The following is a 25,279-nucleotide window of genomic DNA, read 5'->3' as shown; positions in this document are numbered from 1 at the left end:
CATCCGGTACTCGGGTACAGGCTTACCGTCGCCAGTATGAGCGATGACCAGGCTTGGGTGCCCGAGTCGTGCACCCTGCCGAGCGGGCAACGGCCGCTGCGGCTGGCCGAATTCGACGACCTGTTCGCCACCGCCCTGCTGGCGCAGCAGCGACTGTCCCCCACCGAACTGCTGTGGCGTCTCGACCCGGCCGCCGAGGCGACCGCTCGGGACCTGATCGGCCGGGAAAGCTCCTGCTGCTCGTTCTTCTCGTTCACCCTCACCGCCGCTACCGGCGAGCTGCGCCTCGACGTGCGGGTGCCGGCCGCGCACGTCGATGTCCTCGACGCGCTCGCGCTGCGAGCCGCCGCTGGGATGACGGGATGAGCGGATTGCGCAGCGGCCAGGTCGCCGCCGCAGCCGGGGTGAACCCGCAGACGCTGCGCTACTACGAACGCCGCGGACTGCTCGCCGAACCAGACCGAAGCCTGGGCGGGCACCGCCTCTACCCAGCCGAAACGGTCACCGTGGTCATCGCCGGCACACTGCACGCCGCGGTGAAGGCCGGCTGCGACGACCTCGTCGAGTGCGCCGGCCAGCCCTGCTGTCCCATCCCCTTCGCCACCATCGCTCCAGGAGGTACCTGTCGACCGGGTCACCGGCATGATCGGGGTCCGTGGGCACATCGGTACGGTCCACGGATGACCGTCGTCCGCTCTATCCTGCTGTTCGTCGTCGCCGCCCTGTTCGAGATCGGCGGGGCGTGGCTGATCTGGCAGGGCTGGCGCGAGCACCGCGGCCTGTGGTGGATCGCCGCCGGAGTCATCGCCCTCGGCGCGTACGGGTTCGTCGCCACCTTCCAACCCGACCCGAACTTCGGGCGCATCCTCGCCGCCTACGGCGGCGTGTTCGTCGCCGGATCCCTCGCCTGGGGCGTGATCGTCGACAAGTTCCGGCCCGACCGCTGGGACCTCATCGGCGCCGGCATCTGCCTGATCGGCGTCGCCCTGATCATGTACGCGCCGCGTTCCGCAGGCGGCTCCTGATCGCTCGTGACGAGCTCCGCGACTGACATCTGACTCGCTCTCGACAGCTCCGAGGATGCGGGTGCAGCCCTCATCGATCAGACCGAATAGCAGGGCGAACGAGTTGTCGACGTTCACCTATGGTCGCTGCAAAAGCCGGTGTTGCAACGACTCCTCAAACCAAAGCAGCACCCCGTGGTCGGAGTCCGCCGTACCTCGCCGTCCCTATCAAGCAGTGCACCGGAGGTGTTCGGACCTGTTCCGAACTGTCCGCGCGTCTGTCATTCATAGACGGCTCGCGCCCATCATCGATCGTGACGACCACACCGGTCGTTTGTCGACGGTAGGAGATTGCCGATGATCCGCAAGAGTTCACGCTGGTTCGGTGCCACGCTGATGGCGTTGGTGCTCACGGCCACCGGGCTCGTGGCCACCCCGAGCACCGCTCTGGCGGGGTACCCCGTGGTCGTGTATTCGGCCGACCCATACTCCGCCGGCAACGGCTTCGCCATCTACACCAACTCCGGGATTGATGCGTCGTTCAGTGCCTGCGACGAGGGCGCGCCGGACGGTCGCCGTACCATTGGCCGCATCTGGTGGGAGCCCGTATACGCCAAGGTCACGCTCCACGCGGCGAACGGCAGCGGCACCTGCTCCGAACCTTATTACGTCAGACTGCTGCCGGGCACGAGAGTCTATGTCGAAGCCTGCGAACGCAAAGGCGCGGGCGGCTCCGACGAGAAGTGTCGAACGACCTGGGACATTGTGGCGTGACGGAGGACGGCCGGCCGGCGTTCGGCCGGCCGGCCGTCGTTCGCCGCCGACGTTTCGCCGGGCAGGACGCTGACGCGAGCACCGCGGCCTGTGGTGGATCGCTGCCGGAGTCATCGCCCTCGGCGCGTACGGATTCGTCGTCACCTTCCAACCCGACCCGAACTTCGGACGCTTGGCCCGCGCCGTAGCGTGGCAGGGTGGCAGGGTGGCAGCACCCCGCATGGCACCGCCGTCAGGGATGAACCCCCGGTTGACGTTCCTTTTCGCGTTGGCGGCGGGAGTGGCCGTCGGCAACCTGTACTGGGCCCAGCCACTGCTCGGCTTCATCGCAGGCGATCTACACGTCACGACCGCGACGGCCGGCTGGCTGGTCACCGCGACGCAGCTCGGGTACGCCGTCGGCGTGCTGCTGCTCGTACCGCTCGGTGACGTCCTGGACCGCCGCCGGCTCGTCCCGATCATGCTGCTGACCTCGGCCGCCGCACTGCTGCTCTGCGCGCTGGCGCCGTCGATCGGCGTACTCCTTCTGGCACTCGGCGTGCTCGGCGTGACGACGATTTCCGGGCAGATCCTCACCCCGCTCGCCGGAGACCTTGCCGGCGACGCCCAGCGCGGTCGGATCGTGGGCGTCGTCGGATCGGGGACCCTCACCGGCATCCTGGCCTCCCGCACGATCAGCGGCCTCGTCGCCGACGCCGCCGGGTGGCGGACGATCTTCGCCCTCGCCGCGGTCCTCGCCGTCCTGCTCGCGATCGTGCTCCACCGCGCGATTCCACAGCTGGCACCACGGACACGCATGCCCTACGCGCAGCTCATCGCCTCGGTCGGCGCTGTGGTCGTACGCGAGCGGGCGGTCCGATGGACGCTGGTCCTGGCCGCCACCGGGTTCGCCGCGTTCTCGCTGTTCTGGACGGCGCTGACGTTCCTCCTCAGCGAACCGCCGTTCCGGTACCCGGTGGCGGTGATCGGGTTGTTCGGGTTGGCCGGCCTCGCTGGCGTCCTCTCCGGCCTGCGCGGCGGACGGCTGCACGATCGCGGTTGGTCGCTCCCCGCCACCGGCGCGGCCTGGGTACTGGCCCTCACCGCATTCGTCGTCGCGGCGTTCGCCGTACGATCCGTCGTCCTCGTCATCATCGTGATCGTCATGCTCGACGTCGCCCTCCAGACGCAGGCCCTGCTCAACCGGGCGCGGCTGTTCGCCCTCTCGCACGAGGCCCGGAGCCGGCTCAACACCGCGCTGGCAGCCGGAAACTTCGTCGGCGCCGCCATCGGCTCCGCCGCCGCGACCGCCCTCTGGTCGGCCGGCGGCTGGACAGCTGTCACCATCGCAGGAACGGCGCTCTGCTGCTTCGCGCTCATCGTGTGGGCGCTGGGACGTCGTGGTCCACTCGTGATCGGCGTGGCCCTGCCGGACAACGCAATTCAGGGGGCATGACCAATTGGTCATGCCCCCTGAATATTGCTGGTGCGCCGCCAGGGACTCGAACCCCGAACCCGCGGATTAAGAGTCCGCTGCTCTGCCAGTTGAGCTAGCGGCGCTCGCTGACAACGGGACGAGACGTTAGCACGGTCCCGGGACACGCCGTCGCCGCACGGGTGGGGCGGGCCGCAGGGCCGGTCGGCCAGGTCCGGTTGATCACGCGGGTACGCTCGTTACTGCTGACCGGCGCCACCGGCGCCGAGCGGCCGGCTCGGCCGCGAGCCCGCAGTGGATCCGAAGAACCTCGCGCCGCTCCAGGGGGAAGTAGCCAGGTGAGCACCCATTCGATGTTGTTGTTCGTGCTCGCCGCTGTCGCCGTCATCGTCGTCGTGCGGTGGGTGGCGGCCCGCACCGGTCTACCGGCCGCGGCGCTCCTGCCGCTCATCGGCATCGCGTACGCGCTGCTCCCCGGCCCCAACATCGGCCTGGATCCCGAGCTTGTGCTCATGATCGTGCTGCCACCGTTGCTCTACAGCGCCGCACTGGACTCCTCGCTGTTGGACATCCGCCGGAACCTCCGCATCGTGGTCAGCCTGTCCGTGCTGCTGGTGCTCCTCACCGGGGTACTGGTCGGCATCGGGTTCCACCTGTTCGTCGCCGGGGCGACGCTCGCTGCCGGGATTGCGGTCGGCGCCGCCATCGCGCCGCCCGACCCGGTGGCCGCCCTGGCGGTGGGCCGCCGAGTGAACCTGCCACCGAAGATGGTCACGATCATTCAGGGCGAGGGACTGCTCAACGACGCCACCGCGCTGACGATGCTCAGCGTCGCGGTGGCCGCCGCGGTGGGTGGTGAGTTCTCGTTTCCGTCCGCGGTCGGTCAGTTCGTGTTGGCGGCGGTCGGCGGAGTCGCCGTGGGAGCGGCAGTGGCCTGGCTGGTACGTCTGGCCCGACCGTTCACCGCGGACCCGCTGTTGTCGAATGCCATCTCGCTCGCGACACCGTTCGTGGCCTACCTGTTGGGCGAGGAACTGCACGTCTCCGGGGTGCTCGCCGTGGTGATCGCCGGGCTGATCGTTGGCCATAAGACGCCTCAGCTGACCTCGGGCGCCGCCCGGCTGCAGACCAGCGCGGTGTGGCGGTTGGTCGACTTCCTCCTCGAAGGCTTCGTCTTCCTGCTCATCGGCCAGCAGCTTCCCGAGGTCGTCAAGGGCCTGCGTCAGTACGACACGTCGACAATCGTCATCGCCGTCGCGGTATCGGTGGGCGTGGTGCTCCTGCTGCGTCCCGCGTGGCTGGTGATGACCCAGTCCCTCCCCCGGTCGCTGCACACCCGGCTGGGCGGCATTTCCGAGCAGGACGACCCCGACGAACCCGGAAGCGCCCGGCAGATCGAGCGTGCCGACCGCAACGCCCGCCGACTCACCTCTCGTGAGGTGGTGGCACTGAGCTGGTCCGGCACCCGTGGGGTGATCAGCCTGGCCGCGATCTTCACCCTGCCGCTGACCACAAACAGCGGCGCCCCCTTTCCCGACCGGGACCTCCTGCTGTTCTGCACCTTCGTGGTCGTCCTGGTGACACTCGTCGGGCAGGGCCTGACGTTCGCGCCGCTCGTGCGGATGCTGGGCCTGCGCGCCAACGAAGCCGACCAGGCCCGCGTACGCAACGAGGCCCGTTCGGCGGCGGTCGAGGCCGCCCTGGCCCGCCTCGACGAGGTTGCCGCGGTGGAGCCGGACAGCGCGGTGGCCGTCAACACCACCCGTACGCAGCTGCTGGCCCGACTGGCGCGCTACCGCGGGCGGCTGGACCTTCTGGAGCAGAGCGGCTCGTCGGAGCTGCCCACCTCACCCGCGTACGAGGCGGCGCTTCGTATCCGGCGGACGGCCATCGACGCGCAGCGCGAGGAACTCGTGCGCTGGCGCGACTCCGGCCGACTGCCGGACGAGGAGCTCCGCGTTCTGGAACGTGAACTCGATCACGAGGAGCTTCTCCTTCCGCGGCGGTCCTCCAGCTGACCTGCCACGACGCGGTCCAGCCACCGGCATCGGACCTCGCCGCGCCGGCGTACGCGAAAAAGGCCCCGACCGGCAGACATCTGCCCGGTCAGGACCTTCATCGTTGGTGCGCCGCCAGGGACTCGAACCCCGAACCCGCGGATTAAGAGTCCGCTGCTCTGCCAGTTGAGCTAGCGGCGCTCATCGGCAACGGAGAGAACATTAGCACCCCTCCAACAGGGGCTCCAATCTGGTTCCCCGGGTCCCCCCTTCGGTCGAGCTTTGCCGGCAAAAAGCCCCAAACCGGCCACCGCCGCCAAGATCGGGGCGTGAGTTGCGGCGGTGATGCGGCACGATGTCCGCCAGGTACGCGAGAACAGAGGTGGGCATGGCACGGTTCACGCGAGCCGGGGCGGTGGTGGGCGCCCTGACTCTGGCGGCGTCGCTGGCACTGACCGGATGCGGCGGCGACGAGAAGAAGCCGGAATTCGTTGGCGGGGCGTCCTCGGACGTGAGCGCCACCCCCGGCTCAGCCGCGCCTTCGACACCGAGCACACCGAGCGGGCCGCCGCTCACGCTGAGCCCGGCCAACGACACGAAGAACCGGCCGGTGAGCACGGAGATCAGCGCGAAGCTCCCGGACGGCGGGAAGGTGTCGGCTGTCACCCTGACGGCGGACGGTGGCGGCTCGGTCGAGGGCAAGCTGCGCACCGATGGTTCGTCCTGGGTGCCGTCAGCTCCGCTGAAGTGGGGCACCCGCTACACGGCGACGGTGACGGCGAGCGCGTCGGACGGCACGAGCAGCCAGGGCACCAGCAGCTTCACCACGATGGCCAAGCCGAAGTCGACAATCGGTTCGGGCCTGTACCTCTTCGACGACAAGAGTTACGGGGTGGCCATGCCGGTGGTCACCGAGTTCCACCCGGGCATCCCGAAGAAGGACCGGGCGGCGGTGCAGAAGCGGATGTTCGTCCGGACCGACCCGCCGCAGCCGGGCGCGTGGCACTGGGTCAGCAACGGCACGCAGGCCTACTACCGGGCCCCGGAGTACTGGAAGCCGGGCACCACCATCACCGTGCGGATCGCCCTGGCGGGGATGCCGTTGAGCAACGGCAAGTACGGCGACGTCGACCGCAAGGCCACCGCGAAGATCGGCCGGTCGTTCGAGATGAAGGTCGACAACGCCAACAAGAAGATGACTGTGTACGAGAACGGCGCGGCGGTGCGCACCATCCCGGTGAGCCTGGGCAAGAAGAGCACTCCGTCGTCGAGCGGCACGATGGTGGTGATGGAGAAGAAGGAAGCCACTGTCTTCGACACCCGCGACGACCCGGATCCGGCCAACCGCTACGTGACCGACATCCAGTTCGCTCAGCGGCTCACCTGGGGTGGCGAGTACATCCACGCCGCGCCCTGGTCCGAGCACGTGCAGGGTCGGCAGAACGTCTCGCACGGCTGTGTGAACGTGTCGATGGCGAACGCCAGGTGGTTGTTCGACAAGACCCGGATCGGTGATCCGATCACGATCAAGGGCACCGAGCGCAGGATCGCCGCCGGTAACGGTTGGACGGCGTGGAGCCTGAGCTGGTCGGAGTTCGTCAAGGGCAGCGCGTTGCCGGTGCCCGGTGGTGGGGCCGGCCCGGCGGTCTGAGCCGTGGGGATCGTTGCGCCGGCTCGGCCGTTGGCCGGGCCGGCGTACCCTTGCACTCCCGCCGCTCGATGACGGCGCGGCGACCCCCGCACTCCCGGTACGGAGACGAACCAGGCTCACGAAACGCCGGATAGTAGCAGAATTTGGGCACTATTGATGCGTGTTTCGGTTCACCCTCGGCAACCGGGGCCGGCTCTGGCGCGTCAGTAAGAGACGATGGGGCAGCGACCACAACTGTGAGGGACTTCATGCGAGCTAGCCAGGACCAGCTGATCAGGCCCGGTGGGCGACGCCGCGTGTTCGCGGCGGGGCTCCTCGCCGTGGCGCTGGCCTTCACCTCGGCCTGCACCGACGGCGACGGCGGCAAGCCGTCCTCGTGGCACGGCGGGGGCGAGAACCCGGCACCGAAGGCCGCCGCGACGATCAGTGAGCCGGCGGCCGACGCCAAGGACGTGCCGGCGTCCACCGGCGTCACCTTCACCACCAAGGACGCCGTGGAGACCGCTGTCGAGCTGAAGGACGCCGCCGGCAAGGCGGTCGAGGGCGCCCTCGCCAAGGACGGCAAGTCGTGGCTGCCGGCCGGCGCGCTCGCCTACGGCACGAGCTACACGGCCACCGTGACCGCCAAGGGCGACGACGGCCGTCCGGCCACCGCGACCAGCACCTTCACCACCATGGCCAAGCCCGGCAATCAGGTACGGGTGAGCAGCTTCCTCGGTGACAACCAGGTGGTCGGGGTGGGCATGCCGCTGATCGTGAAGTTCAGCCGGGCCATCCCGGAGGACTACCGCGACGACGTGCAGCGCCGGATGAGCGTCACCTCGACCCCGGTGCAGGAGGGGATCTGGCACTGGGTCAGCCCCACCGAGATCCGGTACCGGCCGAAGGAGTTCTGGAAGCCCGACAGCAAGGTCTCCTACCGGGTACAGGCCGGCGGCCTGCCGATGGGTGCGGGTTGGTACGGCCGCGCGGACCTCTCGGTGGACGTCAAGATCGGCGCGGCGGTGGTCATGACTGTGGACAACAAGACCAAGCGGATGACGGTGACCCGCAACGGCTCTGTGATCAAGACCATCCCGGTCAGCCTGGGCAAGAAGAGCACCCCGTCGTCCAGCGGCACCATGGTCGTGATCGAGAAGCTGCGCAAGACGGTCTTCGACACGTTCGAGGAGCTGGGCCCGGAGGAGGGCTACCGCACCAAGATTGACTTCGCGCAGCGCCTCACCTGGGGCGGGGAGTTCATCCACGCGGCACCCTGGTCCGAGGGTCAGCAGGGCACCACTAACGTGTCGCACGGCTGCGTTAACGTGTCGATGGCCAACGGCGACTGGCTCTTCAAGAACACCCAGATCGGCGACCCGATCACGGTCAAGGGCACCGAGCGCAAGCTCCAGAACGGCAACGGCTGGACCGACTGGAACATGAGCTGGGACGAGTACGTCAAGGGCAGTGCCCTTCCGTACGAGCCTCCGGCCGACCCGGACGCCGCCACCCCGACCCCGGCCGGGACGGTCACCCCGTCCCCCACGCCGACCGCCTGAGCCACCCGACGGAAGCCCCCTCCTCGGAGGGGGCTTTCGCGTGGTCCCCTCTTTCACCCCTGCAACGACTCAGGCCCCCTCCGAGGAGGGGGCCTGAGCAGTGAAACCAGTGGGGTGACTGAGGGGAATTGAACCCCCGACAACCGGGACCACAACCCGGTGCTCTGCCAACTGAGCTACAGCCACCATGCCGCCGTCGCCCGGACGATCGCTCCGGGCGGGGTGCGGACCAATAATAGCCACACCGCAGCGCGCCTCGTCCAGCGGGTTCCCTGCTCCCCGGGACGAACTGCCGCGGTCAGAGTTCGGCGGCGATGGCCTTGGCGGTCTCGACATCCGGGCCGGGCAGCGGAACGAAGACGGTGCGCCGGTAGTACTCCAACTCCCGGATGCTCTCCCGGATGTCGGCCAGCGCCCGGTGCGCGAGACCCTTCTGCGGCTGACCGAAGTACACCCTCGGGTACCAGCGGCGGCAGAGTTCCTTGATCGACGACACGTCGATCATCCGGTAGTGCAGGTGCGCGTCGAGGCGCGGCATGTCCCGGGCGATGAAGCCCCGGTCGGTGGCGATCGAGTTGCCGCAGAGCGGCGCCGTCCGCGGGTCCTTGACGAAGGTGCGCACGTAGTCCAAGACCAGGTCTTCGGCCTCGGCGAGGGTGACCGCCGAACGACGGACCTCCTCGGTGAGGCCGGACTTGGCGTGCATCGTCTGCACGATTTCCGGCATCCCCTCCAGTGCCGCCTCGTCGGCGTGGATGACCACGTCGACACCGTCACCGAGCACGTTGAGGTCGGGATCGGTGACCAGTGCCGCAACCTCGATCAGTTTGTCCCTGCCGAGGTCCAACCCAGTCATCTCACAGTCGATCCAGACGAGGAGATCAGCCACCGGGACAGCCTACGCGCAGCCCACGCCCCGCGGCTGCGCGCTCTCGGCGGACCGGACCGCTAGGGTTTCGGGGTGCCAGCAGAACCCGTCGCACCGCCCGCCGTCACCGAAGACGATCCTGGCGGCCGTACGGTCCGTCGTCTGGTAGCGGTGGTGGCCCTCGGTGCTGTGCTGCCAGCGCTGTACCTGCCCGGTCTCGTGCACAACTTCTTCGATCTCAAGATCTACATGTCCGCGATGGACTGGTGGCGCGTCGGCCACCCGCTCTACGACTACGTCCAGCCCGACCGGGTGCAGGGCGAGTTGTACTTCACCTACCCACCATTCAGCGCGCTGCTGCTGTGGCCGTTCGGTCTGCTGCGGCTCGGCGCCACCGTGGCGATCTTCACGGCGCTCACCGTGCTGGCAGTGGTGCTGACCACTCGGTGGCTGGTGACCCCGGTGATCGCCCGACACGACCTGCCCCGAACGTTCACCCTGATCGCCGCCGTCCTGCTGGTGCTGGCGGTGGAGAGCATCCGCGAGACGATCACCTTCGGCCAGATCAACATGCTGCTGATAGTGCTGATCCTGGCCGACCTGCTGTTCGCGGTACCGCAGGCGCGACGCTGGGCCGGGGTGGGCGTGGGGCTGGCGACGGCGCTCAAGCTCTTTCCCGGCATCTTCATCGTGTACCTGCTGGCCACCCGGCGGTGGCGGGCCGCGGCGGTGGCGAGCGCGACAGCGGCGGCGGCGACCCTGCTCGCGGCGGCGATCGCCCCCGGTGACTCGTGGCGGTTCTGGACGCACGAGCTGTGGACCACCGAGCGGGTCGGACGCACCGACATCGTCGGCAACCAGTCGCTGTTCGGCCTGCTCAGCCGGTTCACCGAGCCGGGGAAGCCGGACCGGCTGCTCTGGCTGCTGGTGGTCGCCGCCGTCGCCGGCTACGGGCTGTGGCGCGCCGCCCGGGCGGCGCGGGCCGGTGACCCGTTGACGGGCCTGACGTTGACCGGGTTGGTCGGCGCCCTGGCCAGCCCGATCACCTGGACCCACCACATCTACTGGTTCGTGCCGGCGGTGGTGCTGCTCGCCGACGCGGCGTTGAGCGCCGACCGCCCGGACGAGACACGCCGGCGTCGGTGGCTGGCCGGGCTCGCGCTGGGCATCACCGCCGTGACCATCTACGGGGTGGTGACGTTCCAGGCCTGGGGCGCGGGACCGGTCCGCACCCACGACCCGGTGGACTTCGTCGTGCAGAACACCTACGTGCTGCTCAGTCTGCTGCTGCTGGCGGCGTTGCCGGTGCGCTCGGGGCTCAGTGCGGAAAATCGCACCAATTGGACAGACCTCCCGAGTAGCCACGTTCGGCGCTAACCTGTCCTCATCTACCTCAAGCGTCGCTCGGGTAGCACCGATCCCCCGGTGAGGGTGGCCCTCCGCGTCGGCAGCGCGGAGGGCCACTCGCCGTCTCACCCACCGCCACCGGCCGGGCCACCACGGGCCGGATCGTCGCCCGGTGCGGCCGCCACTGGCCGGGCCGTGGGCTCGTCCGTGTCGGCCGGCGGCCAGGCGAGACTCAGCGTCACCTCCGGTGGGCGAGGCAGCCGGACCGGTTCGTCCAGGTCGGCGAGGGTGGCAGCGCGTGCCGCGCCGATCGCCGGCCGGGCGGGTTCCGGGGCTCCGGAGCCGACCGGTGCGAGTTGTCGCGCCGGCAACGGCGGAGTCGGATCCGGTTGCCGGGGGCCCAGGCCACTCAGCGAGGTGACGCCGAGCCGGCCGGCGAGCACCGGCACCTGATCCGGCTCGACCACGAAGATCACCTCGCGTGGCCGTAGCGGCCGCAGCAGGAGCAGCGCCGCGCACACCACCAGCAGCACGCCGACGGTCAGCAGACCCCAGGTGGCCGGGCCGGTCCACCCGGCCCGCAACTCGGCGCGCAGGTCCAGGGCAAGGTCGGCCTCGCCGTCGGGGCGCATCACCACCAGGCTCATGGGTTCGCCGTCGAGGTCGTCAGCACTCCACTCCAGCGAGCCGATCCCCTCGCGTACCCAGAAGGGCCGGCCCAGCGGCGTGACCGGCCCGTCGGGCGTCGCGACGCCCGGGGTGTCGGCGGCGGGGCCGGCCGGGTCGAGCCGGACCGGCAGCGGACCCCGGGCCAGCGCCACCCGGCGGACAGTGGCGTGCGGCGTCGCCTCCAGCCAGCCACGCACCTCTGCGGTGGGTGCCAACCCGACGAAGGCCGGCCCGCCCGTGCTGCGGGCGTCCAGGCGCAGCCGGGTCTGCGCGGTACGCGCGAAGGGCGCCTCCTGCCGCAGCAACCGGTCGAGGTCGGTGACCACTACCGCGTGACCGGGCGTGCGGACCGTTTCGAAGCGGGCGGCGAAGGACCCGCCGGGGTCGGCGTGTCGGGTCACCAGCCACAGCCCGCCACCGGCGAACAGCGCCGGAATTCCCACTACCAACAGCAGCACTCCGGCGATCACCCGCACGAACCGCATCCGCACCGTCCCCCTCCGTAGCCAAATACCCGGCCGACCTTACCGACGTACACGGTCTGATCAGGGGATATCCACGGCACGGTCGGCATCGGCTCCGGAAAGCACGCTGGCCCGCCGGACAATCCGGTGGGCCAGCGGGTGGAACAGGGATCAGGCCTTGGCGACCGGCTCCCGGCGGGTACGCGTGAACGCCAGCCCGCCCAGCACCAGGCCGGCGAGACCGGCGACGAGACCTGCCACACCGAGGCCGACGGCGAGCCCGTTGCCGTCGTCGTCGTCATCGTCGTCGGGCGAGGCCACGGCCGCGGTCGGCGTGGCCGAGCCCGCCGGCGCCGCGGCGGCGGCCAGGGTGAGCACCGGGGCGGGGTGCTCCGGCTCCTCGGCGCCCGGCGCCGGATCGTCGATCCACCGGGAGATGTTGCCGTCCGAGTAGGTCTGCAGGGTCTTGAAGATCATCGAGTCGACCTGCGGCAGCGGCCCCATCGAGACGGGGAACTCCTGGAACTGGCCCGGCTTCACCCCCGCGTCGCCGGTGGCCGTCCAGGTGATCTTGGAGACCGCTTCGGTGAGCTGACTGCCGTGCACCTCGATCGGCGGGTCCACCTTGCGCTTCTCCGTGGTGACCGTCCAACCGGGCACCGGCATCGTCGACACCGAGCCGACCGGGGCGTTCTCCGGCAGCACGACCTCAAGCTTGGTGGTCGACGCGGTGTCGCTCTCGTTGGGCACCCGGAACGCCACCCGGGCGTAGCCGCCCTGGGTCGCCTCCTTCGGGTTCACCGTGACGTGCGCGGACGCCGGTCCGGCGAAGCCGAGCACAGCGGTGGCGGCGGCGGTGAACGCCAGGGCGGCAGCGGCGGTTGCGGTACGCCGGAATCGGGTCATGGGTTTCGCGAACCTCTCTAACGAATGGGCACGGTGGCGGTCACCGTGGCCTGGTCGATGTCGGTCGTTCGGGCGGTGATCTTCAGTTGCCACTCGCCGGCGGTCGGCAGGCTGATGTCGCCGTAGGCATGACTGTCCGTCAACCTGAGCAACGGCACCTCGATCGGCTCGATCCCGGCCGAGGGCAGCGCGACTGTCGCCTTCCACTCCGCCACCAGCAGTGGCTGGTTGGCCTTGTCGTACGCGTACAGGTGCACCGAGTTGTTGCCCCGCTCGGCGGGGCTCACCTCGACCTCGACGGACAGGAGCGGGCTGGAGAGCCTGGTGCTGAACAGGCCAGCCTCGGCCCCGGCGGACGGGGCGGCTCCGGCGGTGCGCGCGGGAGTGGTCTGCACGAGCGTTGCGGACACGGCCAGCACCACCACCGTGACGGCCAGCTCCACCAGGACCGCCCGGCGCACCGGCACCGGGCGTTGCGCCGCGACGCGGCTGCGCACCAACTTCCGGGAGTACGCGGCCACGGCGATGACCAGCGCGAACAACCCGATCTTGGCGAGCAGCAGGCGCCCGTACGTGGTGTCGAAGAGCGCCTGCAGGGTGGCCACCTCGATCAGCGCCTGGACGGTGCCGGCCAGCAGCAGCGCCGAGACGGCGAGCGCCGCCCAGCGCGACCAGATCGGCAGGATCGCGCCCAACTCCCGCTCGTCGGCCTGGCGCAGCAGGAAGACGGCGAGCATGAGCAGACCACCCAGCCAGACCGCCATGCTGCCCAGGTGGATCGCGTCGACCACCACGGAGACCGCCGGCGCCGGGGAGGCCGCCGGGTGCCCGGCCAGCGGCCAGGTCAGCAGTGCCGCGCCGCCGAGCACGGCCAGGATGATCGCGTCCGCGCGGCCGGCGGGTCGGGCCAGCAGCGGGCGGAGCAGGAAGACGGACGCCGCCAGCAGGCCGAGCCGGACCAGGTGGGCGGCGCCGAAGGCACTGCCGAACACACTGCCGAACCCCTCGCCGGTGACGTCGAAGAGACCACCGCCGGCCGTGTAGGGCACCTGCAACCACAAGTCGGCGAGGGTGGCGACGGCCACCAGCCCGAGGCCGGTCCAGGCCAGCCGGGTCGGCCCCCGCCGGGAGAGCCGTCGGGGCCAGAGCGCGGCGAGCACCAGAGCCGGCCCCACCAGCAGCACCAGGCCGGCGTAGCCGAGGAAGCGGGCCACCTTCACCGCCGTCTCCACCACCGGGTTGGCGCGGCTGTCAGTGCCGGAGTCGACGGGTGGGGTCGAGGGTGCGCCGACCGAGTAGGTGAACGCCCCGGAGACCGGATGGCTGTCGGCGGAGATCACCCGGAAGCTGACCAGGTAGGTGCCGCGGGCGCCGGCCGGGTCCACCGGGATGGTCACCACGCCGCCGCTGAACGACGGTTCGCCCCGGTCGGCCCGGGAACCGTCCGGCGCGATGATCCGGATCTTGCCGGGCACCTTGCGGACCGACTCGCTGAAGGTGAGGACCACCTCGGACGGCCCGCTCGGCACGATGGAGGCGGCGGCCGGGCTGCTGCTCTCCAGCACCGCGTGGGCGCTGGCGGAGGTAGCTGGCGCGATCAACAAGGCGACGACGGTGACCAGGAGGCCGGCGGCTGCGGCCAGCCTGGCGGCCCAGCGGCGGGGGGCGACAGTCATGCCGGCCATGGTCGCCGATGGGTGTCCCCTTCGGCGACCCGAGGGGGGTGGGGGCGTCGGTGGTCGCACGTCATGAACTGGTAGTCGGCAGGGGTCGGGGAAAAGTTCCCGACGTGGCGCAGACCATCCAAGGGCCGAACGACCCTGACGCGCCGCCGACTGCCGCGTAACCTGATGTGTCGTGATCCCTGTCCCGCGTGACCCCGGTGCCGCCGGTCCGGCAGAACCGGTCGACGAGGTCGCCCGGGACCCGGCCACCGAGTGGGCGCTGACCGCCCGCGACGGTGACCCCATCGCCCAGGCGGCGTTCGTCCGGCTGACCCAGGCCGAGGTGTGGCGGTTCGCCGCCGCCCTGGTCGACCCGGACAGCGCCGACGACCTGACCCAGGAAACCTACCTGCGGGCGTTTCGGGCACTCCCCGCCTTCGAGGGTCGCTCCAGCGTCCGCACCTGGCTGCTCGGCATCGCCCGCCGGGCCTGCGCCGACCACCTGCGCACTGTCATCAGGCGTCGACGGCTCGACGAGCGCCTGGCGGCGAATGCGTACACCGACCGGCCGCACCCGGACCCGGCCGGCCAGTTCGGCGCCGCCGACCTGGTCCGCCGCCTCGGCCCCGAGCGGCGCTCCGCGTTCGTGCTCACCCAACTGCTCGGCCTGTCGTACGCCGAGGCCGCCGCCGTCGAAGGGGTGCCGGTGGGCACCATCCGGTCCCGGGTCGCCCGGGCCCGGGACGACCTGGTCGAGGCGGTCGGCGACGCCCTGACCGGCTGAACGGGGAACTTCCGGCGCGGACGGGACGACAAATGAGCGTGACAGCACCTTCCACCCGGGGCGGCCGTTGGCCAGTGGTCCGCCCGTGGCTCGGCATCGCGGCCCGACTCGGCCTCGCCGCCGTCTGGCTGGTCGCGGGCGCGTCGAAGGTCAGCGATCTCGCCGCCTCCGGGCGGGCTGTCAACGCGTACCAGGTGATGCCGTACGACGTGGCGACCGTGATCGGTGCGGCGCTGCCCTTCGTCGAGCTGGCGTTGGGCGTGCTGCTGCTGCTCGGGCTGGCCACCCGGCTCGTCGCCGGGGTGTCCGCCGCGCTGCTGGTGGTCTTCATCGTGGGGATCGCCTCGGCCTGGGCGCGTGGGCTGGCCATCGACTGCGGCTGCTTCGGCAGCGGCGGGCAGTTGGCTGCGGGGCAGGCACCCAGTTACCTCCCGGAGATCCTCCGGGACCTGGGATTCTTGGTTCTGGCCGGATTTCTGCTGATCTGGCCGCGTACGCCGGTATCGGTGGACGGGTGGTTGTCCGGCGAACCCGTTGTGGAGGACGAGGATGAGTAGTCGCAAGGGGCAGCGGGACGCCGCCCGGGTGGTCCGCGAGCAGTTGGCCCGCGAACGGCGCCGCCGCCGCACGATCTGGGTCTCCGCCGCCGCGGTCCTCGTCCTGGTCATCGCCGGCGGCATCGGGTGGGCCGTCTGGTCCAGCCAGCGCTCCGACAGCTTCACCACCCCGCCCGGCGCCAACGCGGCCGGCACCGGCATCGTCACCGGCGGCGGGCCGGTCACCGTCGACGTCTACGAGGACTTCCTCTGCCCGGCCTGCAAGCAGTTCGAGCAGACCAGCGGGTCGACGCTCGAACAGTTGGTGGCCGAGAACAAGGCGACAGTGGTCTACCACCCGGTCGCGTTCCTCAACCGTTTCTCCACCACCGAGTACTCCACCCGCTCCTCGGCCGCCTCCGGCTGCGCCGCGGCCGGCGGCAAGTACCACGAGTACGCCAAGGCGCTCTTCGCCCAGCAGCCGCCGGAGGGCAGCGCCGGGCTCACCGACGACAAGCTCATCGACATCGGCACCAGCGTGGGCCTCGACCGCGGCTCCTTCGGCGGCTGCGTGAAGGACGAGACGTACCGGACCTGGACCGAACACGTCACCGAGGACGCCAGCCAGAGCAAGGTCACCGGCACGCCGACCGTCAAGGTCAACGGTCAAGCCGTCGAGAACCCCACCCCGGACGCACTCACCGCAGCCGTGGCGGCGGCCGGCAAGTGATCCGTACCCTGCTGGGCCGCGCCGGCCTGGTCGCCGCCGCAGCCGGCCTGGTGACACTGACCAGCGCGGCGCCCGCCGCCGCGCACGGCGCGGACGCACCGGACGGCACCGACTACCGCACCCGGACCACCGGGGTCGCACCGGCGCGGCCAGGGCTCGAGGTACGCGTCATCGAGGCGGGCGCCCGACTGGAGCTGACCAACCGCACCGGCCGCGCCATCGAGGTCATCGGCTACTCCGGTGAGCCGTACCTGCGCGTCGGCCCGGACGGGGTCTTCGAGAACAGCCACTCCCCCGCCACGTACCTGAACCGCACCATCACCGGGGACACCGCGCTCCCGGCCGAGGCCGACCCGGCCGCCGCACCGTCCTGGCGACGGATCGACGACGGCACCACAGCGCGCTGGCACGACCAGCGCGCCCTGTGGCAGGAGTCGGCGCCACCGGCCGCGGTACGCGCCGCGCCGGACCGCGAGCACCGGGTCCGGGACTGGACCATCCCACTGCGCGACGGCACCGACCCGCTGGTGATCGGCGGCACGCTGGACTGGCTGCCGCCGCCGGACGCGTACACCTGGTGGGCGGTGAGCATCGTGGGGCTGCTCGCGGTGGGCGCACTCGGCCTGTTCACCGCCACCGCCCCGGCCGGCGCCCGCGCGCTGTCCGCGCTCGGCGTGCTGCTGATCGTCGGCGGCGCGCTGGCCGTCGGGTACCCGGTGGGACGGGAGCTGGACGCGGGCGCCCAGGGCGCGGGCGGGGTGCTGGTCGGGCTGCTCTCCGGGCAGATCTGGTCCCTGCTCACCGGTGTCGGCGCGATCGCCGCCGGCTGGTACGCGCTGAGCCGCCGCCCGGCCGCCGACTTCGTGGTCGCGCTGGCCGGGGCCTGCCTGGCGCTCTTCGCCGGAGCCTCGAACGCCGCCGTGTTCGCCCGCGCCATCGCCCCGGTGCCCTGGTCACCCGAGGCCGCCCGGGTGATGGTGGCGCTCTTCCTGATCACCGGCGCCGGCGCGACAGCCGCCGGCATCCTGCGCCTGCACGCCACCTCCCGCACCACAGCGGCAGCACCTCGGGTCGAGACGGCCGGGAGTGGGTCTACGGCTGCGGGGTGAAGCCGTGGGGGAGTTCCAGGCGGTGTCTCGCCAGCAGGGGGGCATCGTTGAGCAGGGTTCTGGTGGGGGCGTCCGCGACGATCCGGCCGTTGTCCAGGATCACCGAGCGCTCGCACAGCTCCGCCGCGTACGGCAGGTCGTGAGTGACCATCAGCAGTGTCACCGGCAGGCCGCGCAGGATCTCGGCGAGTTCCCGACGGGCCGCCGGGTCCAGGTTCGACGACGGCTCGTCGAGCACCAGGATCTCCGGGTGCATGGCGAGCACTGTGGCCACCGCCACCCGGCGGCGCTGCCCGAACGACAGGTGCTGCGGGGCCCGGCCCCGGTGCTCACTCATCCCCACCGCGGCGAGCGCCTCGTCCACCCGGGCGGTCAGGTCGGCCCCGCGCAGACCCAGATTCGCCGGCCCGAACGCCACGTCCTCCGCCACGGTGGGCAGGAACAACTGGTCGTCCGGGTCCTGGAAGACGATGCCCACCCGGCGGCGCACCTCGGCCAGGGTGGCCCGGTCCGGGGTGACAGTCAGCCCGCCGACGCTCACGCTGCCCTCGGTAGGGGTGAGAATGCCGTTGAGGTGCAGCACCAGCGTGGTCTTGCCGGCGCCGTTGGGCCCGAGGAGCGCCACCCGGTCGCCCCGCGGCACGGTCAGGTCGACCCCCTGAAGGGCGACGTGCCCGTCCGGGTACGAGTAACGAACACCCCGAACGTCCAGCGAGACAGCGGTCTGCACGACACCGATCATGACAGTACGACGGCGGTGGCGGCGATGGAGGCCGCCAACACCGGCACTGTCGCCGCGACCAGCCACTGACCGGCGCTCGCCGCACCCTCGCCCTGCCACATGGCGGGCATCCGCCCGGTGTAACCCCGCGACAGCATCGCCAGATAGACCCGCTCGCCGCGCTCGAAGGCGCGCAGGAACAACGCCCCGATCCCGGCGGCGAAGCCGCGCAACTGCCACAGGAAACGCGGGTCGTCACCCCGGGAGATCCGGGCCACCCGCATCCGCCGCGCCTCGCCGACCAACACGTCGAGGTAGCGCAGCATGAACGTGGCGATCTGGGTCAGCACCTGCGGACAGTGCAGCCGGTCCAGCCCCACGATCAGGTCCCGGGTGGTGGTGGTCGCGGCGAGCAGCAGCGAGGCGAGCACCCCCAGGGTGCCCTTGGCCAGGATGTTCCAGGCGCCGTGCAGCCCGTCCTCGGACAGCCGCAGGCCCAGCACCTCGACCCGGTCGCCGCTGCCGAGGAACGGCAGGGCGACGGCGAACAACACGAACGGCAGCTCGATCAACGCTCGGCTGAGCAACCACCGCGGCCCCACCCGGGCCAGCGCCGCCACCACCGCCACCAGCACGGCGTACGCGCCGAAGGCCCAGAACGCCTCGCGTGGGGTGGCCACCACGGCGAGGGTGAAGACCACCATCGCCACGATCTTGACCTCGGGCGGGAGCCGGTGCACCGGCGAGTCCGACTCGCGGTAGAGCACGTGCCCGTGACCGGCCCCCATCCGCGTACCCCTGCTCAGCTGGCCGCGTCGGCGCGGCGCCGGACGTCGCCGGACGTCGCCGGGTCGCCCTCGGTGGGAGTCGCCGCGTCAGCGTCGGTCGGCGTGCCGCCTCGACGGCGCAGCAGCCAGAACCCGCCGGCCCCGATCGCGAAGGTGACCAGCACCCCGAGCACCCCGGAGAGGCCGGTGGAGACGAAGCTGTTCCGCACGCCCCGTACGCCGTAGTCGGCGAGCGGGCTGTCGGCCAACTCGTGGTCGCGGGCCTGCTGGGCCGGGCAACTGCCCCCGACGATGTTGTCGTCGGCGTCGACGGTGCAGCCCTTGAGCAGGGACGAGTCCAGCCCGTCCGGGTGGGACGAGGCGTAGTTGCTCACCACGCCGGCGAGCAGCAACGCGACCAGCAGACCGCCGGCCAGGAAGGCCCAGGAGCGGTTCTTCATCGGACACCTCCGGCTACCGGGACGGCGGGGGCGGCGGGCGTACGCAGGGAACGCAGCGCGTACACCAGGTCGGGGCGAACCTTCGCGACGGTGAGCACCGTGGTCGCGGTGATCAGGCCCTCGCCGATACCGATCAGCAGGTGCACGCCGGCCATCGTGCCGGCCAGGCCACCCAGGTTGTTGCCCAGGTCGGTGGTGCCACCCAGCCAGTACTCCAGGACGAAGCCCTGCGACGCCACCACCACGCTGAGCGTCGCGGCGACGAACGCGGTGACGGCCAGACCGGCCCGCGTGCGGGGCAGCACCCGCAGCAGCAGCGCGATCAGCGCGTACGCCGCGGCGGTGCCGAGCAACGCCATGTTCGTGATGTTGAGGCCGAGCATCGCCACGCCGCCGTCACCGAAGATCAGTGCCTGTACGACCAGCACCACGGCCACGCAGAGCGCGCCGACCCACGGCCCGACCAGCATGGCGGCGAGCGCGCCACCGAGCAGGTGGCCACTGACACCGGCCGTGAAGATCGGGAAGTTGAGCATCTGGACGGCGAAGATGAACGCCGCCACCAGGCCGGCCATCGGGGCCAGCCGGTCATCCAGGTCGCGCCGGCCGCGCAGAACGCAGGCGGTGAGCGCGGCAAGAGCGAGCGCAGCGAAGATCGCTGCCACGGGACCGTCGATGATCCCGTTCGAGATGTGCATCGCCAGTGTCTCCACGCGACCTCCCACGCGTCAGCGGGCCCGACCGGGCCAGCGTGGGTTAGCCTATTTCCCAAGCATCGCTGTTGCCAGACTCTGGCAACAACGCATGGGCTTGATCACTCCAGGCCAGGCCCCGCCAGCCCATTGGTGCTCGGCCGGTCGGCGGCGCGGCGGTAGGGTCGGGGCCATGACCTCGCCCGACCGCCTCTCCCCCGGTGACCCCGCGCCCGAGTTCACCCTCGCCACCGACACCGGCGACCAGCTCTCCCTCGCCGACCTGCGAGGTCGCAAGGTCGTCCTGTACGCCTACCCGGCCGCGATGACCCCCGGGTGCACCAAGCAGGCCTGCGACTTCCGCGACTCACTCGCCTCACTCCAGGCCGCCGGCTACGAGGTCGTCGGCATCTCCCCGGACAAGCCGGAGAAGCTGGCGAAGTTCCGCGAGCGCGACGCCATCACCTTCCCGCTGGTGTCGGACCCGGACACGGCGGTGCTGACCGCCTACGGCGCGTACGGCGAGAAGCAGCTCTACGGCAAGACCGTCACCGGCGTGATCCGCTCGACGTTCGTGATCGACGCCGACGGCAAGGTCGAGCGGGCGCTCTACAACGTCAAGGCCACCGGGCACGTCGCCAAGCTCCGCCGCGACCTCGACCTGGACTGACCTGTCGTACCGGTTCGCTACGGTCCGTCAGTGGTTCGATACAAATACACGCCCGAAGCGCTGGCCGCCGCTGCCGCCGTCGCCCGCAACATCACCGAGGTGATGCGGTTGCTGGGCGTACGCGTCAGCGGTGGCTCGCACGCGCACATCAGCCGACAGCTCAAGAGGTTCGGCATCGACACGTCGCACTTCACCAGGCAGGCCCACAACAAGGGGCGGCGCGGTCAACGGCGCACCACCTCCGCGCAGCTCCTGGTTGTGCTGCCCGACGGGTCCCGCCGGACACCCGGCGTGCGGTTGAAATGGGCGCTGGGCACGCTCGGCGTGCCGGAGGAGTGCGAGGAATGTGGGATAGGTCCGGTCTGGCGTGGCGCGTCGCTCATCCTGCACGTCGACCACATCAACGGGGACTTCCTCGACAACCGGCCACCGAACCTGCGGATCCTCTGCCCGAACTGCCACAGCCAGACCGCCACCTACGCCGGCCGGCGGAACCGGGCTTCTGATCTCCCCATCCTCGCGACGCCGACCGATGGAAAGGATGCCCCCAACGGACAGCCGACCCCGATCGCCGAGCGGCCACCAGGGGGGAACTCGTCGACCTGTTCGGTCGGGTCGACGCACAGCAGTTGACAGCACTGGAGGCGGCACGGCAGTTGGGCTGGACCCCGGCGTATCTGCACAAGGTTCGGCGAAGGCTCGAGCAGGACGGCGTGTTGCTACCGCGTCCGAGCCGCAGGTGGCGTTCGAGGGCTCATCGCGACGCAGTAATAGAACAGGCGCTGGCGCACCCGGATGTCGGACCGAAGCGGCTGTCCGGCATTCTCCGCAACCTGCCTGATGGGGGATGCAGGGTGGGCCACGGCACGATCTCGACCATCCTCAGGGAGGCCGGGCTCAACACCGCCGACGCCAGACGCTCTAGACTCAGCGGGTTGGCGGGAGTGGCGTAACGGCAGCCGCGCAGGTCTTAGGAACCTGTATCCGGAAGGATGTGGGGGTTCGAATCCCCTCTCCCGCACAGGGCAACGAAACCCACGTGTTGGACGGTGGTTGTCGCGCGCGTCACTGTCGCGGGTCGTGGGCCTGCTCGTTGGGTCAGGATGGCGAGCGTGAGTCTGCGCTTCGTCCTCGATCCTGACCTGACCCCGCAGCTGCGTGCCGAGATCGTCGACCTCTGGGTGGACGTCAGCAACGCTGGCGGGGCTGTCGGTTTCGTGCCACCGGTCACCGCCACCGACGTGCACGTCACCGCCGGTCCGACTTTCGCCGGCATCGCCGACGGACCGGACCGGCTGCTGGTCGGCTACTCCGGGGACCGGCTGGCGGCAATGCTGATCTTCAGTGACAACCGTTTCCCGCTCACCGCGCACTGGTGCGTGCTAAAGCGGGTGATGGTCCACCCAAACACCCAGGGCGCCGGCTACGGCTCGGCGCTGATGGTGGAGGCTGCCCGGCTGGGCAGGGCGTTGGGCCACGAGGCGCTGCACGTCACTGTGCGCGACGGGCTGGGGTTGGACAAGTTCTACGGTCGCCTCGGGTACCGGGAGATCGGCCGGCTGCCGGGCGCGTTGCGGGTCGCACCGGATGACAACCGGGACGAGATCCTGATGTGGCTCGATCTGACGGACGCCGACTGACCGGTCAGCCTTCGCACCACCGGGCGTTGGCCCGGGCCGAGCTGGTGGTCGGCGCGTCGGTGGCCGGAGCGCTCGTCCTCGCCACCTCGACCGGGCGACGGGTCGGCGTCGGCGTGACGGAGGGTCGGTTGCTCGGTGGTCGGGTCGACGCGGAGGGACGACGTGGGGCCGCTCCGCCACCGGGTGCGTACATCCGGACCGTGCTGTTCTGCACCTGGCCCGGTGCCATCCGGATGCCGCCGGCGGTGACCCGGTTTCCGTACACGTCGGTGACGCGGAGGTTGAACGGGCCCGGCCCGGCGCCGGAGGCGATCAGCCAGTAGTTGTAGTCCTGCCGGGCGGCCGACTGCCAGGGGTCGCTGTCGCGCTGCCGGACCTCGACGGACCGCAGCGGGTTGCCGTGGTTGCCGACGCGGACGGCGAACCACCACTGCGACGCCCCCTCCTTGATCCGGAAGGTGAGTGGTCCGGGCAGCGGTGGGTTGACCACCGCGCGGTAGGTGACCGGGACGAGGCCCTGGACCGGGTCGGCGATCCGGGCGAACGCCTCGCGGGACAGGTCGAGGTGGCCGGGCTCGCACTCCGGGCACTGGTCCATGATGAGCACCCGGACGGTGCCCTTGGGGCCGACGACGTCGAGGAATCCGCCGCAGGCGGCACCGGCGGAGTATTCCGTCGGGCCGAGCGCGACGTAGAGCCGGTTGGCCGGGGCAGCCGGGTTCGAGCAGTTGCCGCCGGCGCCCTTGGAGTCGTAGAAGGTGGCCTTGCCGGTCTTCGTGGCGGTGCCGGTGGGTGGTGCGGCGGCCAGCGTCCGGCCGGCGGCGCAGGCCGGGGTGGAGCCGGAGCGCAGGGTGAGGGTGAGCCCGAGCGTCGCGGCGAGGATGGTGACGCCGGTGGCGACCAGCCAGGGCTTCGCGCCGGACGACGGCGCGGGCCGGTCCTCTGGAGGATGGTCCAGGTCGATGTTGATGTCGACAGCGCTTCCGTCCGTCACGACGGCGATGCTGCCGGACCCGGTCGGGTACCGACAAGCCGGCTAAGCCAAAGCTAAGACAGCATCGACGGACGGTGACCGTGGGGTGTCGATTGCCGGTCAGGGCGCTATGACGATCGGGGCGTCCACCGCCAGGGGTCCACTGTCGAGCGGCACCAGGTTCAGTCCGAAGAGGAGTTTCTGCTTGACGTTGCGGTGCCGTCCGAGGGTGCGCAGCGGCTCCTTGGTGCGTACCCCCGTCTCCTGGTCGGTGGTGGTCACCACGCAGCGGTCGCACGGCCCGGCGGCCTGGAACACCCGGTCGCCGATGCGCAGCCGCCGACCGACCCAGTCGTCCTCGGCCCAGGCCGACGCACCGTCGACGACCAGGTTGGGTCGGAAGCGGGTCATCGGCACGGGTTCCTCCCCCACTTCGGCGAGCCAGTCGTTGAGGGCGTCGAGGGAAGAGGCGTTCGCCAGCAGCACCGGGTAGGCGTCGGCGAAACTGACCTGGTCACCGGTGTCGTGTTCGCGGGTGCCGGCGGCCAGGTGACGGGTCGGCTGGGCCAGCCAGGCCAGTCGGACCGGTCGGCCGAGCAGGGTGCCGAGCCAGTCGTCGGCCGCCTGGCCGGCCAGCAGCGCGGGGACCGGGAACGTGCGGCTGCGGAAGGTGCGCACCGCTACCGGTTCGCCGCCGGCCGGCTCGGGCACGTCGAGGTCGGGTTGCCCGTCGGCGCGCAGCGACAGACCCCCGGGGCGCACGGCGGCGCGCAGGCCGACGAGCCGGGTCGTCTCCCGCTGGGTGACGCCGACCCCGTCGGCGTCCACGATCATCCAGCGCCGGTCGCCGGCCAGGCCCCACTGGTGCACGAACGCGGCGTCGTGGTCGAGCCGGTGACAACCCTTGATGGGGTACGTGTGAATCGAGGTCAGCCGCACCCGGCTACCATGCCACGCCGATCCCGTCGCCCGGGTACCAGTGGTTGGCCGGGCTCTCCCGGTAGGCGAGGAACCGCCGGCCGGTGCGTTCGGCATGTTCGGCGAGCACGTTGGTGCTGGTGACGTTGTCGGTGAGCAGGATCGCGCCGGGGGCGAGCTTGGGCTCCACGGCGTCGAACTCGCGCTTCTCGTGGGCGCGGCTGTGGTCGCTGTCGTGCAGGAACAGGTCGACCGGGCGGTCCAGCGCGCCGATCGAGGCGATCGAGTCGCCGATTACCAGGTCGACGACCTCCGACCACGGCGCGACCCGGGCGAGGTAGCCGGCCTCGGGGTTGATGTCCAGCGAGGTGACCCGGCCCGGGTGCCCCTCCTGGGCGTTGCGCAGCAGGGCGGACGCGAGGACGCAGGTGCCCAACCCCTTGTCCACGCCGGTTTCCACCACGTGCGCGGGGTGGGTGGCCCGGACGATCGCGTACCAGCCGACGCGTCGGGCGTAGCGGACCTTCTTGTCGGCGAGACCACGGCGGGCTGCGGTGGCGGTGGCCTGCTCGATGTGGTGCCGCAGCACGTCGTCGGACTCGATTTCGGCGACGTAGCCCCGGACCTGCTTGACCGGGATGTCGCAGACGACGCTGACGAACCAGGTCAGGTGGTGGCGACTGAGCTTGGTCAGCTCGTACGTGTAGTTGTGATGTTCACGGGAGGTGACCAACCATCGGGCCGAGGCGCGCAGCACCTTGGCGTCGTGGCGGGCGACCCGGGCGAGCCGCTTGGGGAATGCGGCGACGGGTGCGAGTGGGGTACGGGCGATGGCTCGGCGCAGCTGCGTGGCGTCCACCGCTGCTTCATACCAGCTTCAGGCAATCGTTTGCGGGGAAAAGTCTTTTGGTCAGGATGTACAGCCGGATGGACCAGGCAGGGGTACGTGAGCGTAACCCGCAATCAGTAGCATCGCGGC

At 70.8% G+C, this 25,279-nt stretch carries 26 protein-coding genes, 4 tRNA genes and 2 pseudogenes; 18 read left to right on the top strand and 14 right to left on the bottom strand.

The features are described from left to right. Positions 1–36: 36 nt before the first annotated feature. The 6 genes and pseudogenes from NIE79_RS10430 (at position 37) to NIE79_RS10410 (ending at position 3,213) form a co-directional block, all read left to right on the top strand. Positions 37–366 carry a hypothetical protein gene (locus NIE79_RS10430; RefSeq protein ID WP_238678346.1) on the top strand — a complete coding sequence of 110 codons (330 nt, stop codon included), beginning with the start codon at positions 37–39 and terminating at the stop codon, positions 364–366. Continuing rightward, positions 363–494: pseudogene (locus tag NIE79_RS33660) on the top strand (MerR family DNA-binding transcriptional regulator); the annotation flags it as partial. The gene NIE79_RS10430 and the pseudogene NIE79_RS33660, both read left to right, overlap by 4 nt. A 186-nt stretch (positions 495–680) precedes the next feature. Then, positions 681–1,025, top strand: a complete 345-nt coding sequence (locus NIE79_RS10420; protein ID WP_238678402.1) for a YnfA family protein — start codon at positions 681–683, stop codon at positions 1,023–1,025. Between the two features lie 336 nt (positions 1,026–1,361). Next, the gene (locus tag NIE79_RS10415) at positions 1,362–1,778 is read left to right on the top strand and encodes a hypothetical protein (protein ID WP_238678345.1); all 417 of its coding nucleotides are present in this window, start codon (positions 1,362–1,364) and stop codon (positions 1,776–1,778) included. A gap of 73 nt (positions 1,779–1,851) precedes the next feature. Then, a pseudogene (locus NIE79_RS34265) lies at positions 1,852–1,962 on the top strand (YnfA family protein); the annotation flags it as partial. Between the two features lie 66 nt (positions 1,963–2,028). Then, positions 2,029–3,213, top strand: coding sequence for an MFS transporter (locus NIE79_RS10410; RefSeq protein WP_238678344.1), 1,185 nt, complete (start codon positions 2,029–2,031; stop codon positions 3,211–3,213). A gap of 28 nt (positions 3,214–3,241) precedes the next feature. Here the strand turns inward: NIE79_RS10410 and NIE79_RS10405 are convergent. After that, positions 3,242–3,317: transfer RNA gene (locus NIE79_RS10405), tRNA-Lys, on the bottom strand. A 228-nt stretch (positions 3,318–3,545) separates the two neighbouring features. On the opposite strand from NIE79_RS10405, the gene NIE79_RS10400 reads away from it, so the two are divergent. After that, complete coding sequence (locus NIE79_RS10400; RefSeq protein ID WP_238678401.1) at positions 3,546–5,210, top strand: Na+/H+ antiporter; 1,665 nt, start codon at positions 3,546–3,548, stop codon at positions 5,208–5,210. Between the two features lie 104 nt (positions 5,211–5,314). Here the strand turns inward: NIE79_RS10400 and NIE79_RS10395 are convergent. After that, positions 5,315–5,390: transfer RNA gene (locus tag NIE79_RS10395), tRNA-Lys, on the bottom strand. 187 nt (positions 5,391–5,577) lie between these two features. Between NIE79_RS10395 and NIE79_RS10390 the strand changes: the two genes are divergently transcribed. Together NIE79_RS10390 and NIE79_RS10385 are read left to right on the top strand one after the other, a co-directional pair. Next, positions 5,578–6,840 carry a L,D-transpeptidase gene (locus tag NIE79_RS10390; protein WP_238678343.1) on the top strand — a complete coding sequence of 421 codons (1,263 nt, stop codon included), beginning with the start codon at positions 5,578–5,580 and terminating at the stop codon, positions 6,838–6,840. Positions 6,841–7,088: 248 nt separating this feature from the next. Next, the gene (locus NIE79_RS10385) at positions 7,089–8,381 is read left to right on the top strand and encodes a L,D-transpeptidase (protein ID WP_238678342.1); all 1,293 of its coding nucleotides are present in this window, start codon (positions 7,089–7,091) and stop codon (positions 8,379–8,381) included. A 110-nt stretch (positions 8,382–8,491) separates the two neighbouring features. Here the strand turns inward: NIE79_RS10385 and NIE79_RS10380 are convergent. Together NIE79_RS10380 and orn are read right to left on the bottom strand one after the other, a co-directional pair. Continuing rightward, positions 8,492–8,567: transfer RNA gene (locus tag NIE79_RS10380), tRNA-His, on the bottom strand. 112 nt (positions 8,568–8,679) lie between these two features. Further along, positions 8,680–9,270 carry an oligoribonuclease gene (gene orn / locus NIE79_RS10375; RefSeq protein WP_091393455.1) on the bottom strand — a complete coding sequence of 197 codons (591 nt, stop codon included), beginning with the start codon at positions 9,268–9,270 and terminating at the stop codon, positions 8,680–8,682. 72 nt (positions 9,271–9,342) lie between these two features. Between orn and NIE79_RS10370 the strand changes: the two genes are divergently transcribed. Then, entirely contained in the window at positions 9,343–10,626 is a 1,284-nt protein-coding gene (locus tag NIE79_RS10370; protein ID WP_238678341.1) for a glycosyltransferase 87 family protein, read from the top strand. A 95-nt stretch (positions 10,627–10,721) separates the two neighbouring features. Here the strand turns inward: NIE79_RS10370 and NIE79_RS34200 are convergent, their stop codons facing one another. The 3 genes from NIE79_RS34200 to NIE79_RS10355 form a co-directional block, all read right to left on the bottom strand. Continuing rightward, entirely contained in the window at positions 10,722–11,750 is a 1,029-nt protein-coding gene (locus tag NIE79_RS34200; protein WP_372471440.1) for a hypothetical protein, read from the bottom strand. Between the two features lie 150 nt (positions 11,751–11,900). Continuing rightward, positions 11,901–12,635: a YcnI family copper-binding membrane protein gene (locus NIE79_RS10360; RefSeq protein WP_238678340.1), complete on the bottom strand. Its 735-nt coding sequence runs from the start codon at positions 12,633–12,635 to the stop codon at positions 11,901–11,903. A 17-nt stretch (positions 12,636–12,652) separates the two neighbouring features. After that, entirely contained in the window at positions 12,653–14,320 is a 1,668-nt protein-coding gene (locus NIE79_RS10355) for a copper resistance CopC/CopD family protein (RefSeq protein WP_238678339.1), read from the bottom strand. Between the two features lie 172 nt (positions 14,321–14,492). Between NIE79_RS10355 and NIE79_RS10350 the strand changes: the two genes are divergently transcribed. Genes NIE79_RS10350 through NIE79_RS10335 form a run of 4 tightly spaced genes read left to right on the top strand, consistent with a single transcriptional unit; the run spans position 14,493 to position 17,458 of the window. Then, on the top strand, positions 14,493–15,083 hold the full coding sequence (locus NIE79_RS10350) for a sigma-70 family RNA polymerase sigma factor (protein ID WP_238678338.1): 591 nt from the start codon (positions 14,493–14,495) through the stop codon (positions 15,081–15,083). Between the two features lie 32 nt (positions 15,084–15,115). After that, a complete protein-coding gene (locus NIE79_RS10345; RefSeq protein ID WP_238678337.1) occupies positions 15,116–15,640 on the top strand; it encodes a MauE/DoxX family redox-associated membrane protein in 525 nt (174 codons plus the stop codon). Then, positions 15,633–16,349 carry a DsbA family protein gene (locus NIE79_RS10340; RefSeq protein WP_238678336.1) on the top strand — a complete coding sequence of 239 codons (717 nt, stop codon included), beginning with the start codon at positions 15,633–15,635 and terminating at the stop codon, positions 16,347–16,349. The genes NIE79_RS10345 and NIE79_RS10340 overlap by 8 nt, the downstream gene beginning before the upstream one ends. After that, positions 16,346–17,458 (top strand): hypothetical protein, encoded by a 1,113-nt coding sequence (locus NIE79_RS10335; protein WP_238678335.1) that lies wholly within the window; start codon positions 16,346–16,348, stop codon positions 17,456–17,458. The genes NIE79_RS10340 and NIE79_RS10335 overlap by 4 nt, the downstream gene beginning before the upstream one ends. Here the strand turns inward: NIE79_RS10335 and NIE79_RS10330 are convergent. Genes NIE79_RS10330 through NIE79_RS10315 form a run of 4 tightly spaced genes read right to left on the bottom strand, consistent with a single transcriptional unit; the run spans position 17,442 to position 20,120 of the window. Beyond that, positions 17,442–18,200: an energy-coupling factor ABC transporter ATP-binding protein gene (locus tag NIE79_RS10330; RefSeq protein ID WP_238678334.1), complete on the bottom strand. Its 759-nt coding sequence runs from the start codon at positions 18,198–18,200 to the stop codon at positions 17,442–17,444. The genes NIE79_RS10335 and NIE79_RS10330 overlap by 17 nt on opposite strands. Further along, complete coding sequence (gene cbiQ / locus NIE79_RS10325) at positions 18,197–18,967, bottom strand: cobalt ECF transporter T component CbiQ (protein WP_238678333.1); 771 nt, start codon at positions 18,965–18,967, stop codon at positions 18,197–18,199. The genes NIE79_RS10330 and cbiQ overlap by 4 nt, the downstream gene beginning before the upstream one ends. A gap of 14 nt (positions 18,968–18,981) precedes the next feature. Continuing rightward, complete coding sequence (locus tag NIE79_RS10320) at positions 18,982–19,407, bottom strand: PDGLE domain-containing protein (RefSeq protein ID WP_238678332.1); 426 nt, start codon at positions 19,405–19,407, stop codon at positions 18,982–18,984. Further along, positions 19,404–20,120 (bottom strand): energy-coupling factor ABC transporter permease, encoded by a 717-nt coding sequence (locus NIE79_RS10315; RefSeq protein WP_238678331.1) that lies wholly within the window; start codon positions 20,118–20,120, stop codon positions 19,404–19,406. Before NIE79_RS10315 ends, NIE79_RS10320 begins: the two co-directional genes overlap by 4 nt. Before the next feature lie 172 nt (positions 20,121–20,292). On the opposite strand from NIE79_RS10315, the gene bcp reads away from it, so the two are divergent. The 4 genes from bcp (at position 20,293) to NIE79_RS10295 (ending at position 22,409) form a co-directional block, all read left to right on the top strand. Beyond that, complete coding sequence (gene bcp, locus NIE79_RS10310) at positions 20,293–20,769, top strand: thioredoxin-dependent thiol peroxidase (RefSeq protein ID WP_238678330.1); 477 nt, start codon at positions 20,293–20,295, stop codon at positions 20,767–20,769. A gap of 30 nt (positions 20,770–20,799) precedes the next feature. Further along, positions 20,800–21,402 carry an HNH endonuclease signature motif containing protein gene (locus tag NIE79_RS10305; protein WP_238678329.1) on the top strand — a complete coding sequence of 201 codons (603 nt, stop codon included), beginning with the start codon at positions 20,800–20,802 and terminating at the stop codon, positions 21,400–21,402. Positions 21,403–21,707: 305 nt separating this feature from the next. Then, positions 21,708–21,790: transfer RNA gene (locus NIE79_RS10300), tRNA-Leu, on the top strand. A gap of 91 nt (positions 21,791–21,881) precedes the next feature. Continuing rightward, positions 21,882–22,409: a GNAT family N-acetyltransferase gene (locus tag NIE79_RS10295; RefSeq protein ID WP_238678328.1), complete on the top strand. Its 528-nt coding sequence runs from the start codon at positions 21,882–21,884 to the stop codon at positions 22,407–22,409. 4 nt (positions 22,410–22,413) lie between these two features. Here the strand turns inward: NIE79_RS10295 and NIE79_RS10290 are convergent, their stop codons facing one another. The 3 genes from NIE79_RS10290 to NIE79_RS10280 all read right to left on the bottom strand — a co-directional run bounded on the left by NIE79_RS10290 (position 22,414) and on the right by NIE79_RS10280 (position 25,159). Continuing rightward, positions 22,414–23,403, bottom strand: a complete 990-nt coding sequence (locus NIE79_RS10290; RefSeq protein WP_238678327.1) for an expansin EXLX1 family cellulose-binding protein — start codon at positions 23,401–23,403, stop codon at positions 22,414–22,416. A gap of 99 nt (positions 23,404–23,502) precedes the next feature. Beyond that, a complete protein-coding gene (locus tag NIE79_RS10285; RefSeq protein WP_238678326.1) occupies positions 23,503–24,321 on the bottom strand; it encodes an MOSC domain-containing protein in 819 nt (272 codons plus the stop codon). Positions 24,322–24,325: 4 nt separating this feature from the next. Beyond that, positions 24,326–25,159, bottom strand: a complete 834-nt coding sequence (locus tag NIE79_RS10280) for a class I SAM-dependent methyltransferase (protein ID WP_238678325.1) — start codon at positions 25,157–25,159, stop codon at positions 24,326–24,328. Positions 25,160–25,279 lie beyond the last annotated feature (120 nt).

This window comes from Micromonospora trifolii (assembly GCF_022229005.1).
Lineage (GTDB): Bacteria > Actinomycetota > Actinomycetes > Mycobacteriales > Micromonosporaceae > Micromonospora > Micromonospora trifolii.
The sequence above is the reverse complement of the archived record's forward strand: the minus strand, read 5'-3'. Positions and strand labels throughout refer to the sequence as shown.